This window comes from Sphingobacterium siyangense, from assembly GCF_023277505.1.
In the GTDB taxonomy this organism is placed as follows: Bacteria; Bacteroidota; Bacteroidia; order Sphingobacteriales; family Sphingobacteriaceae; genus Sphingobacterium; species Sphingobacterium siyangense.
The window spans coordinates 1,188,134-1,204,769 of record NZ_CP080574.1 but is presented as its reverse complement, the minus strand read 5'-3'; the positions used below and the strand labels follow the sequence as shown (position 1 = coordinate 1,204,769).

Annotated in this window: 11 protein-coding genes and 1 rRNA gene; all 12 read right to left on the bottom strand. The window is 39.5% G+C overall.

Going from position 1 to position 16,636, the window contains the following annotated elements; all coding sequences use genetic code 11:
• Positions 1-35: 35 nt before the first annotated feature.
• Positions 36-1,564: ribosomal RNA gene (locus K2F45_RS04920) — 16S ribosomal RNA — on the bottom strand.
• Between the two features lie 112 nt (positions 1,565-1,676).
• Complete coding sequence (locus tag K2F45_RS04915; RefSeq protein WP_248933039.1) at positions 1,677-1,949, bottom strand: hypothetical protein; 273 nt, start codon at positions 1,947-1,949, stop codon at positions 1,677-1,679.
• Positions 1,950-2,318: 369 nt separating this feature from the next.
• A complete protein-coding gene (rpoC, locus tag K2F45_RS04910) occupies positions 2,319-6,596 on the bottom strand; it encodes a DNA-directed RNA polymerase subunit beta' (protein WP_070566328.1) in 4,278 nt (1,425 codons plus the stop codon).
• Positions 6,597-6,667: 71 nt separating this feature from the next.
• Positions 6,668-10,477 carry a DNA-directed RNA polymerase subunit beta gene (gene rpoB / locus K2F45_RS04905; RefSeq protein WP_046672286.1) on the bottom strand — a complete coding sequence of 1,270 codons (3,810 nt, stop codon included), beginning with the start codon at positions 10,475-10,477 and terminating at the stop codon, positions 6,668-6,670.
• 168 nt (positions 10,478-10,645) lie between these two features.
• Positions 10,646-11,023, bottom strand: coding sequence for a 50S ribosomal protein L7/L12 (gene rplL, locus K2F45_RS04900; RefSeq protein WP_002992785.1), 378 nt, complete (start codon positions 11,021-11,023; stop codon positions 10,646-10,648).
• A 78-nt stretch (positions 11,024-11,101) separates the two neighbouring features.
• Positions 11,102-11,620: a 50S ribosomal protein L10 gene (gene rplJ / locus K2F45_RS04895; RefSeq protein ID WP_046672239.1), complete on the bottom strand. Its 519-nt coding sequence runs from the start codon at positions 11,618-11,620 to the stop codon at positions 11,102-11,104.
• A 2-nt stretch (positions 11,621-11,622) separates the two neighbouring features.
• Positions 11,623-12,321 carry a 50S ribosomal protein L1 gene (gene rplA / locus K2F45_RS04890; RefSeq protein ID WP_046672240.1) on the bottom strand — a complete coding sequence of 233 codons (699 nt, stop codon included), beginning with the start codon at positions 12,319-12,321 and terminating at the stop codon, positions 11,623-11,625.
• A 22-nt stretch (positions 12,322-12,343) separates the two neighbouring features.
• Entirely contained in the window at positions 12,344-12,787 is a 444-nt protein-coding gene (gene rplK, locus K2F45_RS04885) for a 50S ribosomal protein L11 (RefSeq protein WP_070566323.1), read from the bottom strand.
• 354 nt (positions 12,788-13,141) lie between these two features.
• Positions 13,142-14,254: a hypothetical protein gene (locus tag K2F45_RS04880; RefSeq protein WP_157625910.1), complete on the bottom strand. Its 1,113-nt coding sequence runs from the start codon at positions 14,252-14,254 to the stop codon at positions 13,142-13,144.
• Between the two features lie 299 nt (positions 14,255-14,553).
• Positions 14,554-15,660: a hypothetical protein gene (locus K2F45_RS04875; protein WP_145329983.1), complete on the bottom strand. Its 1,107-nt coding sequence runs from the start codon at positions 15,658-15,660 to the stop codon at positions 14,554-14,556.
• Positions 15,661-15,729: 69 nt separating this feature from the next.
• Complete coding sequence (locus K2F45_RS27420) at positions 15,730-15,987, bottom strand: TraB/GumN family protein (RefSeq protein WP_075991188.1); 258 nt, start codon at positions 15,985-15,987, stop codon at positions 15,730-15,732.
• Positions 15,988-16,122: 135 nt separating this feature from the next.
• Entirely contained in the window at positions 16,123-16,548 is a 426-nt protein-coding gene (locus tag K2F45_RS27415; RefSeq protein ID WP_075991187.1) for a CPBP family intramembrane glutamic endopeptidase, read from the bottom strand.
• Positions 16,549-16,636: the final 88 nt, after the last annotated feature.

Here is a 16,636-nt window from a genome sequence, read left to right as displayed (position 1 = left end):
TGTAACGTGACGAGCACCGATCTTCGATACTCTAGAAAGGAGGTATTCCAGCCGCACCTTCCGGTACGGCTACCTTGTTACGACTTAGCCCCAATTATCGGTTTTACCCTAACACGCTCCTTTCGGTAACATGCTTTAGGTACCCCCAACTTTCATGGCTTGACGGGCGGTGTGTACAAGGCCCGGGAACGTATTCACCGCGTCATTGCTGATACGCGATTACTAGCGAATCCAACTTCATGGGGTCGAGTTGCAGACCCCAATCCGAACTGTGAATGGCTTTTAGAGATTAGCATCATATTGCTATGTAGCTGCCCGCTGTACCATCCATTGTAGCACGTGTGTAGCCCCGGACGTAAGGGCCATGATGACTTGACGTCGTCCCCACCTTCCTCTCTGTTTGCACAGGCAGTCTGTTTAGAGTCCCCACCTTAAATGCTGGCAACTAAACATAGGGGTTGCGCTCGTTGCGGGACTTAACCCAACACCTCACGGCACGAGCTGACGACAGCCATGCAGCACCTAGTTTCGTGTCCCGAAGGACGAGTGCGTCTCTGCACTCTTCACTAACTTTCAAGCCCGGGTAAGGTTCCTCGCGTATCATCGAATTAAACCACATGCTCCTCCGCTTGTGCGGGCCCCCGTCAATTCCTTTGAGTTTCACCCTTGCGGGCGTACTCCCCAGGTGGATAACTTAACGCTTTCGCTGGGACGCTGGCTGTCTATCGCCAACATCGAGTTATCATCGTTTAGGGCGTGGACTACCAGGGTATCTAATCCTGTTCGATCCCCACGCTTTCGTGCATCAGCGTCAATACCAGCTTAGTGAGCTGCCTTCGCAATCGGAGTTCTAAGACATATCTATGCATTTCACCGCTACTTGTCTTATTCCGCCCACTTCAAATGGATTCAAGCCCATCAGTATCAAAGGCACTGCGATGGTTGAGCCACCGTATTTCACCCCTGACTTAATAGGCCGCCTACGCACCCTTTAAACCCAATAAATCCGGATAACGCTCGGATCCTCCGTATTACCGCGGCTGCTGGCACGGAGTTAGCCGATCCTTATTCTTCCAGTACATTCAGCTAGATACACGTATCTAGGTTTATTCCTGGACAAAAGCAGTTTACAACCCATAGGGCAGTCTTCCTGCACGCGGCATGGCTGGTTCAGGCTTCCGCCCATTGACCAATATTCCTTACTGCTGCCTCCCGTAGGAGTCTGGTCCGTGTCTCAGTACCAGTGTGGGGGATTCTCCTCTCAGAGCCCCTAGACATCGTCGCCTTGGTAAGCCGTTACCCTACCAACTAGCTAATGTCACGCGAGCCCATCTCTATCCTATAAATATTTAATAATTCCTCGATGCCGGGAAATTATATTATGCGGTGTTAATCTCTCTTTCGAGAGGCTATCCCCCTGATAGAGGTAGGTTGCTCACGCGTTACGCACCCGTGCGCCACTCTCACCATCTTCGAGCAAGCTCTCCGATGGATCCCGTCCGACTTGCATGTATTAGGCCTGCCGCTAGCGTTCATCCTGAGCCAGGATCAAACTCTCCATTGTAAAATGAAGTTTTTGATTCCAACTATTTACATAATCAGAATTCTTTTTTTATATCTCTGATCTTGGATCGAATTGAACGAATTACTTGAATTTGTTCATGACTTTCGTTTGTCTACTCGTCACGCTTACATGATTGTGTTTTCTTAAAGAACTTTGTCGCTTCAACTTCCGTATCTGCTTTATTCCGATAGGCATTGCGCCCCTCTTTATCGTTTTGTTTTTCCCTTCGTTTCCGTTGGGACTGCAAAGGTAGAAATCTTTTCTGAACTTCCAAAAACTTTTTGAAGTTTTTTTTCTTTTCCCTTTTTTCGATTTCCGCGTTTAAACTTAAACCGGGCGGGATTTTAAATCCTGCCAGGCTTCTCTTAAACCCTTCTTTTTTCATGATTCCCTCTTTCGAGGTAACCGTCCCTCCCTTGCGGAGTGGTGCAAAGATAGGAAGTTTACTAACAAACTTCCAAGCCTTTTGTTTATTATTTTTTAATATTAAAGTTAACTAACTGTAACATTGAACGATTCATTTAAGATAGCTATGCTTTAAACCGTCCTATCAGGTAAAATTAACCAATTAAACGGCCAAGCTGCTTGCTATAAATTTCAGTTCGCCCCTTCCCTTAACAAACAATTTCACCGCTAAAAGAGCAAGCTAAATATATTTTACGACGTTCTTCTATACCATATAAAGTCGCTATAGAAACAAAAAAGGTCCAGACATATTGCCTGGACCTTTCTATATAAAATAATCTATGATAGATTAATCTTCTTCTTTCGAAGCCAACAATTGATCGTACTCCTCGCGAGAGCCCACGATTAAATTGCTGTATTGACGGATACCTGTACCAGAAGGGATCAAGTGACCAACAATTACGTTTTCTTTCAAACCTAATAAGTTATCACGTTTACCTGCGATAGCAGCCTCGTTCAACACTTTTGTAGTCTCTTGGAAAGAGGCAGCAGAGATGAACGATTTTGTACCCAATGAAGCTCTGGTAATACCTTGCAACAATGGACTTGAAGTCGCCGGAATTGCTTCACGAACTTCAACAAGTTTTAAGTCACGACGTTTCAAGCTTGAGTTTTCCTCTCTCAACTTACGTAAAGAAACAATCTGTCCTGGACGTAAATTATTGGAGTCTCCTGCATCAACAACAACTTTCTTGTCAAACAAGGAATCATTTTCCTCCATGAAATCCCATTTGTTAACGGCTTCTTTTTCTAAGAAACGAGTATCTCCTGGATCTTCGATGTTAACTTTTTGCATCATTTGGTGAACGATCGTCTCGAAGTGTTTATCGTTGATCTTCACACCTTGCAGACGGTATACCTCTTGGATACCATTCACAATGTAATGTTGCACCGCTGATGGACCTTTGATCGACAAGATATCCGCAGGAGAGATCGAACCATCTGATAATGGCATACCAGCTTTCACAAAGTCATTATCCTGAACAAGGATATGTTTAGAAAGAGGTACCAAGTATTTCTTGATTTGACCATCACGAGACTCGATAGACATCTCACGGTTACCACGTTTCACACCACCCAATGTTACCACACCGTCGATTTCTGTTACTACAGCAGGGTTAGAAGGGTTACGTGCTTCGAATAACTCCGTTACACGTGGTAGACCACCTGTGATATCTCGCGTTTTACCTGTAGAACGAGGGATTTTAACGAGGATACCACCTTCTTTCACTGTTACACCATTAGCAACTGCAACGTGGGCGCCTACCGGGATATTGTAGGTACGAATAACCTCTCCCGATTTATCAAGAATCTTGATGGATGGGTTTTTCGTTTTATCACGTGTTTCAATAATTACCTTCTCTTTGTGACCAGTTTGCTCATCTGACTCTTCACGGAAGGTAACACCTTCGATAATTGCGTCAAATTCAACTTTACCAGCAAATTCAGAAATAATTACTGCATTATATGGATCCCATTCGACCAATTTATCGCCTTTAGCTACTGTACCGCCATCCTCAACGAACAACTGTGAACCATAAGGGATATTTTGTTGGAATACGATTTTATTATGTGCATCAATGATCTTAACCTCACCAGAACGTCCTAAGACTACCTGATGTGTGCCATTATCGTTTGTTTGCGAAACAGTACGTACGTTTTCAAATTCGATTTTACCATCGTATTTAGAAATGATACTTGAATCAGCAGCAATGTTCGATGCCGTACCACCCACGTGGAATGTACGAAGTGTCAACTGTGTACCTGGCTCACCAATTGATTGAGCGGCGATAACACCCACAGCTTCACCTAACTGAACACGCTTACCTGACGCCAAGTTACGTCCGTAACAACAAGCACAAACACCACGCTTAGACTCACAAGTTAATACCGTACGAATCTCAATTCCTTCGATACCTGCTTTTTCGATAGTTTCGGCAATTTCCTCAGTGATATCTTCATTTGCAGAAACGATCAATTCGTCAGTATCCGGATGAAGAACATCATGCAATGGTGTACGACCCAAAATACGATCGAACAATGGTTCAACAACATCATCATTATCTTTCAATGCTGTTGTATAAATACCACGTAAACCACCACAATCTTGTTCCACAACGATCATATCTTGCGCTACGTCATGTAAACGACGTGTCAAGTAACCCGCATCCGCTGTTTTCAATGCCGTATCGGCAAGACCTTTACGCGCACCGTGGGTAGAGATAAAGTACTCCAATACGGACAAACCTTCTTTAAAGTTTGACAAGATCGGGTTTTCGATAATCTCACCACCAGAAGTACCTGATTTTTGAGGTTTCGCCATCAAACCACGCATACCACATAACTGACGGATCTGCTCTTTCGAACCACGGGCTCCAGAATCCAACATCATGTAAACTGAGTTGAATCCTTGGTTATCATTCGAAAGAATATCCATAACGTGTGCCGTCAATCTGTTGTTGATACGCGTCCAGATATCGATGATTTGGTTGTAACGTTCGTTGTTTGTAATGAAACCCATGTTATAGTTATTCATTACTTCTTCAACCTCGTTAGTTGCTTGTTGAATCAATTCAGCTTTCGCAGCAGGAATGTTCAAATCTTCCAAGTTGAACGAAAGACCACCTTTGAAGGCCGTTTGATATCCCAATTCTTTCATATCATCCAAGAACTGTGCTGCACGGGCCATACCCGTAGTCTTCACAATTTCACCGATGATATTACGCAAAGATTTTTTCGTAAGCAATTCATTGACAAATCCCATTTCGTCAGGAACAACTTGGTTGAAGATCACACGACCTACAGTTGTTTCTAATAAGGTATCAACGATGCTACCATCTTTTTGTCTAACTTTTGTTTTTACTTTAATCCAAGCGTGAAGGTCAATTTGCTTCTCATTTAAAGCGATGATAACCTCTTCAGCCGAATAGAAAGTCATATCTTGACCTCTTACGATGTGATCGCCAGCAGTTCTACGGCCTTTAGTAATATAGTAAAGACCCAATACCATGTCTTGAGATGGTACTGTGATTGGAGAACCATTCGCAGGGTTTAAGATATTGTGCGCACCTAACATTAAGATTTGGGCTTCCAAAACTGCAGCATTACCAAGCGGTAAGTGGACTGCCATCTGGTCACCGTCAAAATCGGCGTTGAACGCTGTACACACTAATGGGTGTAATTGAATAGCTTTACCCTCTACTAATGTAGGTTGGAAAGCCTGAATACCCAAACGGTGAAGCGTAGGTGCACGGTTTAGCAATACAGGGTGACCTTTCAATACATTTTCAAGGATATCCCATACCACAGGATCTTTACGATCAACGATTTTTTTAGCTGATTTTACTGTTTTTACAATACCACGCTCGATCATCTTACGAATGATAAACGGTTTGTAAAGTTCTGCAGCCATATCTTTAGGAAGACCACACTCGTGTAATTTCAAGTGAGGACCTACAACAATTACCGAACGAGCCGAATAATCCACACGCTTACCTAACAAGTTTTGACGGAAACGACCTTGTTTACCTTTCAAAATATCAGATAAAGACTTCAATGCACGGTTACCTTCTGTCTTAACAGCGTTCACTTTACGTGAGTTGTCAAACAAAGAGTCTACCGCTTCTTGAAGCATACGTTTTTCGTTACGTAAGATTACTTCAGGAGCCTTGATTTCGATCAAACGTTTTAGACGGTTGTTACGGATAATCACACGACGATATAAGTCATTCAAATCCGAAGTCGCAAAACGACCACCATCCAAAGGCACTAAAGGACGTAATTCAGGTGGAATGATTGGAACGATTTTCACAATCATCCATTCTGGACGATTCTCGATATTTTCACGTGAACTACGGAAAGCCTCAACCACATGAAGGCGTTTTAACGCTTCATTTTTACGTTGTTGAGAAGTTTCGTTAGCAGCTTGGTGACGTAAATCGTATGACAATTGATCCAAATCAATACGTTTCAACAAATCTTCTAACGCCTCAGCACCCATCTTGGCAACGAATTTTTGAGGATCGTTATCGTCTAAATATTGATTTTCTTTTGGTAAGGTATCTAAAATATCTAAATATTCTTCTTCAGTCAAGAAGTCCATAAAGTTGATACCATCTTCTTCCTTAATACCAGCTTGGATAACCACATAACGTTCGTAGTAAATGATCATATCCAATTTCTTGGTAGGAAGCCCCAATAAATAACCAATTTTATTAGGAAGAGAACGGAAGTACCAGATGTGTGCAACAGGAACAACCAAATTGATGTGTCCCATACGCTCACGACGTACTTTTTTCTCAGTTACTTCAACACCACAACGGTCACATACGATACCTTTATAACGGATACGTTTGTATTTACCACAGTGACATTCGTAGTCCTTCACAGGACCAAAAATGCGCTCACAGAATAAACCGTCACGTTCTGGTTTGTAGGTACGATAGTTAATCGTTTCCGGTTTTGTAACTTCACCACTTGAGCGTTCCAAAATAGTTTCTGGAGAAGCCAAGCTGATCGTAATCGAAGTGAAGTTGCTTTTAATTTTATTATCTTTTTTGTAAGACATACTTATTCAAAAGTTAAAGCTTTATAAAGAAGCTTTGAAGGACTGAGCCCTTCAAAGCCCTATTTGCTTAATTAATCCAATGTGATATCTAGACCCAATCCACGTAACTCGTGTACCAATACGTTGAACGATTCTGGTACCGATGGTGTCGGAAGGTTGTTACCTTTTACGATTGCCTCGTAAGTTTTGGCACGACCAACCACGTCATCCGATTTCACAGTCAAGATTTCTTGAAGGATGTTAGACGCACCGAATGCTTCCAATGCCCAAACCTCCATCTCACCGAAACGTTGACCACCGAATTGCGCTTTACCACCCAGAGGTTGTTGTGTGATCAATGAGTACGGACCGATTGAACGTGCGTGCATTTTATCATCAACCATGTGACCTAATTTCAACATGTAGATTACACCCACTGTCGTCGGTTGATCGAAACGGTCACCTGTCAATCCGTTGTACAAATATGTACGTCCAGATTTTGGTAGGCCAGCTTTCGCAACCCAATCTTGTACTTGATCCATTTCAGCACCATCAAAGATAGGTGTAGCAAATTTCACACCCAATTTTTGACCTGCCCAACCCAATACGGTTTCGTAGATCTGTCCCAAGTTCATCCGTGAAGGTACCCCTAGTGGGTTCAACACGATATCAACCGGTGTTCCATCTTCTAAGAATGGCATATCCTCATCACGTACGATACGTGCAACGATACCTTTGTTACCGTGACGACCGGCCATCTTATCCCCTACTTTCAACTTACGTTTTTTAGCAACGTAAACTTTAGCCATCTGCACAATTCCTGATGGAAGTTCATCACCGACAGATACTGCGAATTTATCACGTTTGAATGAACCTAGCTCTTCATTAATTTTGATATTGTAATTATGAAGGGCCATTTTGATCAACTCGTTTTTATCTTCGTCAGTTGTCCATCCCATTGGGTTGATGTTGTTGTAATCTAATTCAGCCAGGATTTTTTGCGTAAACTTAGCTCCCTTAGCAACCAACAACTCTTTATAGACATTGTATACCCCTTGGCTTGTTTTACCATTCACGACAGTGAATAATTTTTCAACCAAACGATCTTTCAATGATTTAACTGCTCTATCGTGAGCAACCTCTAGTTTCTCTAAAGTTTTACGCTCAACCTCTTTAGACATTTTCTTCGCACGCGAGAATAACTTCGTATCGATAACAACACCTTTTAATGACGGTGGAGTTTTCAATGAAGCATCTTTCACGTCACCAGCTTTGTCACCAAAGATTGCACGCAATAATTTCTCTTCTGGAGAAGGATCTGACTCACCTTTAGGTGTGATTTTACCAATTAAGATATCACCACCACCAACTTCAGCACCGATACGGATGATACCGTTTTCGTCTAAGTCTTTTGTCGCTTCTTCAGATACGTTAGGAATATCAGCTGTTAACTCTTCCTCACCACGTTTTGTATCACGAACTTCAAGTTCGAATTCTTCAATGTGAAGAGAAGTAAACCAGTCTTCTTTCGCTACACGCTCAGAAATTACGATCGCATCCTCAAAGTTATATCCTTGCCAAGGCATGAACGCTACTTTCAAGTTACGACCTAATGCCAATTCACCATTTTCAGTTGCATAACCTTCACATAATACCTGTCCTGGTTCAACTCGTTGACCTTTCTTAACGATAGGCTTCAAGTTCATACATGTATTTTGGTTGGTTTTCTTGAATTTGATCAATTTATACGTTTTGACATCATCATCGAATGATACAAGACGATCATCGTCGTTTCTGTCGTAACGGATTTTGATTTCATCAGCATCTACATATTCTACTACACCATGACCTTCCGCATTGATCAATGTACGTGAATCTTTCGCTACACGACCTTCAAGACCAGTACCTACGATAGGAGCTTGTGGACGCAATACAGGCACGGCCTGACGTTGCATGTTCGATCCCATCAATGCACGGTTGGCATCATCATGTTCCAAGAAAGGAATTAATGAAGCCGCAATAGATGTAATTTGGTTTGGAGCAACGTCCATATAATCAAGCATATTAGGCTCGATAATTGGGAAGTCACCCTCATATCTGGCTTTCACTTTCGCATCTTCGAAATTACCTTTGTCATCATACAAAGCATTCGCTTGTGCGATTGTTTTACCATCTTCATCCTCAGCAGATAAATATACGACTGGCTCGTCAACCACAACAACCCCATCTTTTACCTTACGGTAAGGAGTCTCGATAAATCCTAAGTGGTTAATTTTCGCATGTACAGCCAATGAGGAGATCAAACCGATGTTTGGACCCTCAGGAGTTTCAATTGTACAAAGACGACCGTAGTGTGTATAGTGAACGTCACGAACCTCGAAACCTGCACGCTCACGAGAAAGACCACCTGGACCTAAAGCTGACAAACGACGCTTGTGCGTAATTTCAGCAAGAGGATTAGTTTGGTCCATGAACTGAGACAACTGGTTTGTACCAAAGAACGAATTGATTACGGACGAAAGTGTACGAGCATTAATCAAATCGGTTGGCGTAAACACCTCATTATCACGAATGTTCATACGCTCACGGATTGTACGGGCCATACGAGATAGACCTACACCAAATTGAGCATATAATTGTTCACCTACAGTACGTACACGACGGTTTGACAAGTGGTCAATATCATCTACTTCAGCTTTAGAGTTGATCAAATTGATCAAATACTTCACAATCGCAATGATATCCTCACGGGTTAATACTTTCGTATCATCCGGAGTTCCCAACTTCAACTTACGATTGATACGGTAACGACCTACATCACCTAAATCGTAACGTTTGTCAGAGAAGAATAAACGATCGATGATACCACGAGCAGTTTCCTCATCTGGTGGTTCAGCGTTACGCAATTGACGATAGATATGTTCTACCGCTTCTTTTTCTGAGTTGGACGTATCTTTTTGTAAAGTGTTATATATAATAGAATAGTCCGCATTGTTTGATTCATCATCTTTCGCTAGGATAATAGACTTAACGCCAGCTTCGATAATCAAATCAATGTGATCTTCTTCTAGAACAGTTTCACGCTCAAGGATAATTTCGTTACGGTCGATAGATACAACTTCACCTGTATCCTCATCCACGAAATCTTCTACCCATTTTTTCAATACCCTAGCCGCAAGACGACGACCAACATATTTTTTAAGACCAGATTTACTAACTTTTACTTCATCCGCTAAATCGAACAATTCTAAGATATCTTTATCCGAATCGTAACCGATAGCACGCAATAAGGTCGTAACTGGGAATTTCTTTTTACGGTCGATGTACGCATACATGACGTTATTTACGTCAGTTGCAAATTCGATCCAAGATCCTTTGAAAGGAATTACCCTTGCAGAATAAAGTTTAGTACCATTTGTGTGTCTACTTTGACCAAAGAAAACGCCTGGTGAACGGTGTAATTGCGATACGATGACACGCTCTGCACCATTTACCACGAAAGTACCTTTAGGAGTCATATAAGGGATAGTCCCTAAATATACATCCTGAACAATAGTTTCGAAATCTTCGTGTTCTTCATCATTACAAGATAACTTTAACTTAGCCTTTAAAGGAACGCTATAAGTCAAGCCGCGCTCGATACACTCTTGGATATCATAACGTGGTGGATCAATGAAATAATCCAAAAACTCTAGCACAAAAATGTTTCTTGAATCAGAAATAGGGAAGTTTTCCGAGAATACCTTGAACAGCCCTTCCTGATGGCGGTTGTCAGAAGTAGTTTCTAATTGAAAAAACTCCTTGAAAGATTCCAATTGCACATCTAAGAAATCTGGATATTCCAATACTTTCTTACTTGTCGCAAAGTTTATTCTTTCTTGTTGAATATTATTGTTTGCCAAGGGAATATGAATTTTAGTTTTAAAAAAACTGCGCTTACACTTATGCTGTAAACCACCTTTCCACTGTGCCCAGCATATACACAGCATAGTGGCGTATTGATATAAATAGGAATAGACTCTGACGAAAAATCGTCAGAGTCTAAACCTTTTCGGGCTAATTAGTTGAGATTATTTAATCTCAACAACAGCACCAGCTTCTTCTAATTGTTTTTTCAAAGCTTCTGCTTCGTCTTTAGATACACCAGCTTTTAATTCTTTAGGTGCTCCGTCAACTAAATCTTTAGCTTCTTTCAAGCCTAATCCAGCTAAATCTTTAACCAATTTAACTACAGCTAATTTTTGACCACCAGCTTCTTTCAAGATAACGTCAAATGAAGTTTTCTCTTCTGCAGCAGCAGCACCACCTTCAGCTGGAGCAGCAGCTACAGCAACAGCAGCAGCAGCAGGCTCGATGCCATACTCGTCTTTTAAGATATCAGCTAATTCTTTAACTTCTTTTACTGTTAAGTTAACTAACTGTTCAGCAAGTTGTTTTAAATCTGCCATTTTATTTTGAATTTTTGAATGTACTTTATAAAAATTGTTAATTAAATTGTAACGAATGTTTCTGTTCTAGAGGATTCGTTAACCTCTTTCTTCTAAAGCTTTTACTAAACCTGCAACAGTATTTCCTCCTGATTGAAGAGCTGAAATAACATTTTTCGCAGGAGATTCCAAGGCTGCGATAACGTCCGCAATAAGTTCGTTTTTAGATTTAAGATTAACTAATGCAGTTAATTGATTATCTCCAACGAATGCAGTTGCTTCAATGAAAGCCGCTTTTAACAACGGTTTTTCACCTGATTTACGCAATTCTTTGATTAATTTCGCAGGCGCATTAGCGACTTCTGAAAACATCATTGTAGACGCTCCTTTAAGCGTTCCAAAGATTTCTTCTTCATCAACACCAGCTTCGATTAATGCTTTCTTGATTAAAGTGTTTTTTACAGCTTTAATCTCGATGCCTTGTTCAAAACATTTACGACGAATGTTATTCACTTTTTCAACTGACAACTCAGCAGTATCGGTAATGTAGAAGTTACCGTAAGATTTAATCTGTTCGGCCAAAGCTAGAACAATTTCTTGTTTTTCTTCTTTTCTCATGATTAAATACCTGCTACTGATTTAGTCTCAATATGAATACCAGGACTCATAGTTGAGGAAATGTGAATACTTTTAAAGTAAGTTCCTTTAGCTGCAGATGGTTTCAAACGAGCTAGAGTTTGTAATACCTCTAGTGCGTTATCATATATCTTATCTGCATCGAACGACGCTTTACCAATAGAAGTATGGATGATACCGGTTTTGTCAACTTTGAAATCGATCTTACCACCTTTTACATCTGTTACAGCTTTACCAACTTCTGTTGTAACTGTACCAGTTTTAGGGTTAGGCATCAAGTTTCTTGGACCTAAAATACGACCCAATTTACCAACTTTAGCCATAACACTAGGCATAGTAATAATGATATCAACGTCAGTCCAACCACCTTCAATTTTGCTGATGTAATCATCTAAACCTACGTAGTCTGCACCTGCCGCTTTAGCTTCTTCTTCCTTATCAGGAGTACATAAAACTAAAACACGAACAGTTTTACCAGTACCGTGAGGTAATGTTGCAATACCACGAACCATTTGATTTGCTTTACGAGGATCTACGCCCAAACGAACGTCGATATCCACAGAAGCATCAAATTTGGTCAATGAGATTTCTTTAACTAAAGCCGAAGCTTCTTTCAAAGAGTATGCTTTACCAGCTTCAATTTTGGATAGTGCCGCTTTTTGATTTTTTGTTAATCTAGCCACTTTTCTTAAATTGATTTCTTAATTAATTGTTCCAAGGAGCATTACCTGATACAGTAATACCCATACTACGTGCTGTACCAGCTACCATTTTCATAGCAGCCTCTACAGTAAATGCATTTAAATCAGGCATTTTATCTTTAGCGATTGTCTCAACTTGTTCCCAAGTGATAGCCGCAACTTTTTTACGGTTAGGCTCGCCAGATCCACTTTTTAATTTCGCAGCGTCTTTCAACTGAACTGCTACCGGTGGAGTCTTGATGATAAAATCAAATGATTTATCAGCGTAAACTGTAATGACAACAGGCAATACTTGACCTGGTTTGTCTTGCGTACGAGCGTTGAACTGCTTACAGAAATCCATGATATTCACACCTTTAGCACCCAATGCAGGTCCTACTGGAGGTGAAGGATTCGCAGCTCCGCCCTTAACTTGTAATTTTACTAACGCACTGACTTCTTTTGCCATTTTGTTTTGAATTTAATTTTGTTAAATGTCTGTTAGTAAGTTGGAAGCAAATAACGTAACATTCATCGGCCAGGACGTAACACCCCAACCGAGGTGCAAAGTTAATAAGAAGATTTGAATCCTGCAAGTATCTAACTTTTAATTTTTCAGGAATTTATACTTTTTTTAAAAAGCTGGCATCCATTCGTTTATTTTTCAAATATATCACCGACCTCTCTATTCACCCCGAGCATAAAAGCCATCAAAACTATTTACAAATACAATAAAAAAAACACTAATAACCAACGTATATAGCATGTATTTCATCGGGTTAGGTTTCAATTTTTGATAATTCGATGGTAAGCCCCGATAAGGCTACTCTCTAATTTTTAAAATATTTCCCAGTTGACCATTAACCCCTTTAGGCAAAGCGGGGATTCCGTACCTATCGAGATCATTCCAATAGGTGCTCTGATAATCACTGCTTCCTTTCAGAAATATACTTTTTGCAAATTGCTTTTTGTATTCAGTAAATTGATCTGTGGTGATATACTCCTTTTCTAGCACATAAAATTCATCATATGACTCTATCGGCATATATTCAGTTTGGCTCTTTTTTTTAAGACCACCGACAGATGACCTAACCACACTGACCAAATGATCCATTGTTAAATTATCCGGAGTTACATGCGCATACGTTTCTATCGTTACGCCACTATGTTGACGGCCCTGTATTTTAAATATCTTTCGGTCAATTGAGGTACCCGGCGCTACCCGATTTAGATATACCTGCCCTTTTCCCTCGTTGGAAACTTGTACAAAGCCCATGTTTGTACTCCCTTGTTTTATAAACCGCCGACCTTTATCCTTCTCCAACCGAAATCCTTTCGGCAACTGATAGGCGATCGAAGTGTTTTTAAGATTGATCACGCTTGGATTATAGGAAAAAAAAGTTCCCATCTTATCTGCGAGATCTTGCGTAGCACTTTTATTTTCAAAAATGCGGTACCCCTTCAGAATAAACCGAACCTTTTCTTTCTTATTCTTTAGTGGAATATAATACGAAATTATGCCATCGACAAAATATCCCATCTTATCATTAAGTAAAGTAAGGTTCCGAAAATACCCTTTTAAAACAACATAGTCAGCCTTACTCCGATCGCCTATCGCTACCTCATCAATCTTAATTGATCGGGGAACTATTTTGATCTTGCCCATCGTCTTTACTTCCGAAAAAGGCACCATCAAACTACTATAGGCAACATGCTGAAAAGTTAGATTCACGGTTTTTTCCTGTTTCAACGAATCCAACACAACTTCTCCGGCTATATTTGTTGCACCAAGTAAGCTACCGTTATCCGCATACAGATTGACACCACTTATAGGTTCCTGTGTTAGGCTATCAATGACTTTAATTTGTGCATTGGCCAAGACAGAAATCATCGTTAATATCCCGATAACAAATCCTATTCTTATTTCAAATTTCATTTCAGTCCTTTTTATTTGGCCTTTATTAATTAATTAGGGATTAACAGTATCCAATAATCTTCTATAATTCTACTTATTTATTTCTGGTCCTATTATACCCTTCATTAAATGCATCAATAAAGGCGCTACTATTCATGATGACATAAACGATGAGAGCGAGCACCACTACTACTGCTGCAAATTTTAAAAGTTTCTTAATTTCCATAATTATTTAGATTTAACTATTGTCCCAAAAATAGACATTATGATATAGTTGTACCACAACCTGTGGTTATATAGCGACAAATTACCGTTAAATATCAATTAATCAATTGGAGATTTTCACCAAGTTGTTTTACCAGTCCATCGTTGATCGCTGGAATATGATAGTCTTCCAACTTCTCCCAAAATCGTGTCTTATAATTGCTTTTTTGGAGCGTTGTGTAAATACTCTTCGTCAAGCCCTTTTGATTAGATTTATATTCCTCTTCCGTTATATACCCATTCTCCATGACATAAAATTCATTAAGTATCTCACAAGGGATATGGCCGTATTCCTTTTTGCGTTTTAAAGACGCAACAATATTTTGGTAAAGGGCTGTTAAATTGAAAGGCGTCATGCTGTTTAATTCGGTTGCATTATAATTTTCAATTGTAACCTCGTGAAACGTCTTCGCCTCTAGGCTAAAAAGTTTTTCATTCACTACAGTATCTGGCAACACCTTATCCAAATACAATTGAACATTACTTCGATCAGCATCTGTCGTCAGGTGCCCTACCTCATTTCCTTTTTTCAACAAGCGAATACGGCTAGACGTATCGTTTTCCTTAACGAGATCATTTAATCGATCCGCTAATTTTCTATTATCTATTTCCGTAATCCTAGGAATCTGGAAGAAAGATCGCATTTTTGCATTATAATCCTTAGCGACAATAGAATCTACAAACACACGATAATCAATCAATCTATATTTAGGTTTACCCTTCTTCAACGGAATATAAAACTCTACAATTCCGTCCGAAAAATACTTATACTGATGATCAAATGTCTCTAGGGAGCGGAAATACCCTTTCAATACCACGACTTCTTTTGGCTTTGCCGTAACAGTGACTTCTTTTAAGACTTGAGGTCTTGACTCCAAAAAATATAGTTGTTTATCGTCCAGCGATACTAATGAAAAGGTTTTGTTTTCATAGGAGATATGTTGTACCGTAACTGCTAATGGTAGTTTTTGCTTCTTCACTCCATTATCGAGAAACTGAGTTACACCAGTTTTATCTGTAAATCCAATCAATGTCCCTTTTTCATTGTAAATATTTAATGAGGGAATTGGCAACTTATTCTGAGCGCCGACAAACTGTATCTGAGCTTTGCATAATAGCCCGGCTAACAAACAGATCAGAATAAATGTAAATTTTAGTTTCATATGCATAGTCAACCTACTAAAAGGCTACTATATTGGCCATGCCTGTAGCGCAACTCATTATTTTTATACCTATATTTTCATGAGAACGGCTATAAAGCTCACCAATAGATGTAAACCCAATCCATAGATAAAATCAATTACTATCAAGCTATAACCTGTTGCTCTAAGTAACCAGATCAAGCCCTTTTCACCAGAGAGGTGTCCAGCTCCCACAGTAATAAAGCAACCCTGATCTTTGATCAAATTCGGAATAATCGTTATCCAGTTTATATTCAGAATTCTGTTAACTTTACTTTGTTCGTAGCATACATCTTTTATAAAGCTCAACTATTTAGACTTCGCTCAAATATAGCAACATTTTGGCTCCAATCAGAAACACCATTATAAAATGTACAATGTAGCTTATCCCCCATCAATTTCGACTATTTTTTTGGAAATCGATTACTGCACGCCAAAATTTTCTTATCTAAAATATTGATGGATAAAAACCATTAGATTAATAATAGCATGTAGCAATGTGGTATGCCAAAGTCCTGAACCTTTATTCTTAAACTCCATAATAAAAAAGAATAAGACTAAATTTATACCCATCAAAAAAGTATAAATGAAATAATAAGAGCTATATAAATGAGTCAAAGCGAAAAGAAGGGCAGAAATTAAAACTATCCATATTTTTTTCTTTTTAAAAAAAACATATGTAGACAGAAGTTTTACGGGTATAAATTGAAATAGTAATGTCTCAAAAAATGGCCCTAAAATTAGTGCATATATGAATATTTTCAATATACTTTGATCTCGAGTTACCGCATTTGAAACCGATTCAAACTTGAATAAATCAATAAGTATTACGTGACACAAAACATCAATACTCAGATAAGAAACTATCATAAGAGTATATAAATAAAGCACAGGTAATTTCAACAATCGATTTATATATTTTGACATGTATTTCCTTTTTGATGAAACTGTATGATAA

Excerpts from the sequence above, each read along its gene's own strand:
- K2F45_RS04915 (WP_248933039.1), bottom strand. The coding sequence starts at position 1,949 with ATGAAAAAAGAAGGGTTTAAGAGAAGCCTGGCAGGATTTAAAATCCCG.
- rpoC (WP_070566328.1), bottom strand. The coding sequence starts at position 6,596 with ATGTCTTACAAAAAAGATAATAAAATTAAAAGCAACTTCACTTCGATT.
- rplL (WP_002992785.1), bottom strand. The coding sequence starts at position 11,023 with ATGGCAGATTTAAAACAACTTGCTGAACAGTTAGTTAACTTAACAGTA.
- rplJ (WP_046672239.1), bottom strand. The coding sequence starts at position 11,620 with ATGAGAAAAGAAGAAAAACAAGAAATTGTTCTAGCTTTGGCCGAACAG.
- rplK (WP_070566323.1), bottom strand. The coding sequence starts at position 12,787 with ATGGCAAAAGAAGTCAGTGCGTTAGTAAAATTACAAGTTAAGGGCGGA.
- K2F45_RS04880 (WP_157625910.1), bottom strand. The coding sequence starts at position 14,254 with ATGAAATTTGAAATAAGAATAGGATTTGTTATCGGGATATTAACGATG.
- K2F45_RS04875 (WP_145329983.1), bottom strand. The coding sequence starts at position 15,660 with ATGAAACTAAAATTTACATTTATTCTGATCTGTTTGTTAGCCGGGCTA.
- K2F45_RS27415 (WP_075991187.1), bottom strand. The coding sequence starts at position 16,548 with ATGATAGTTTCTTATCTGAGTATTGATGTTTTGTGTCACGTAATACTT.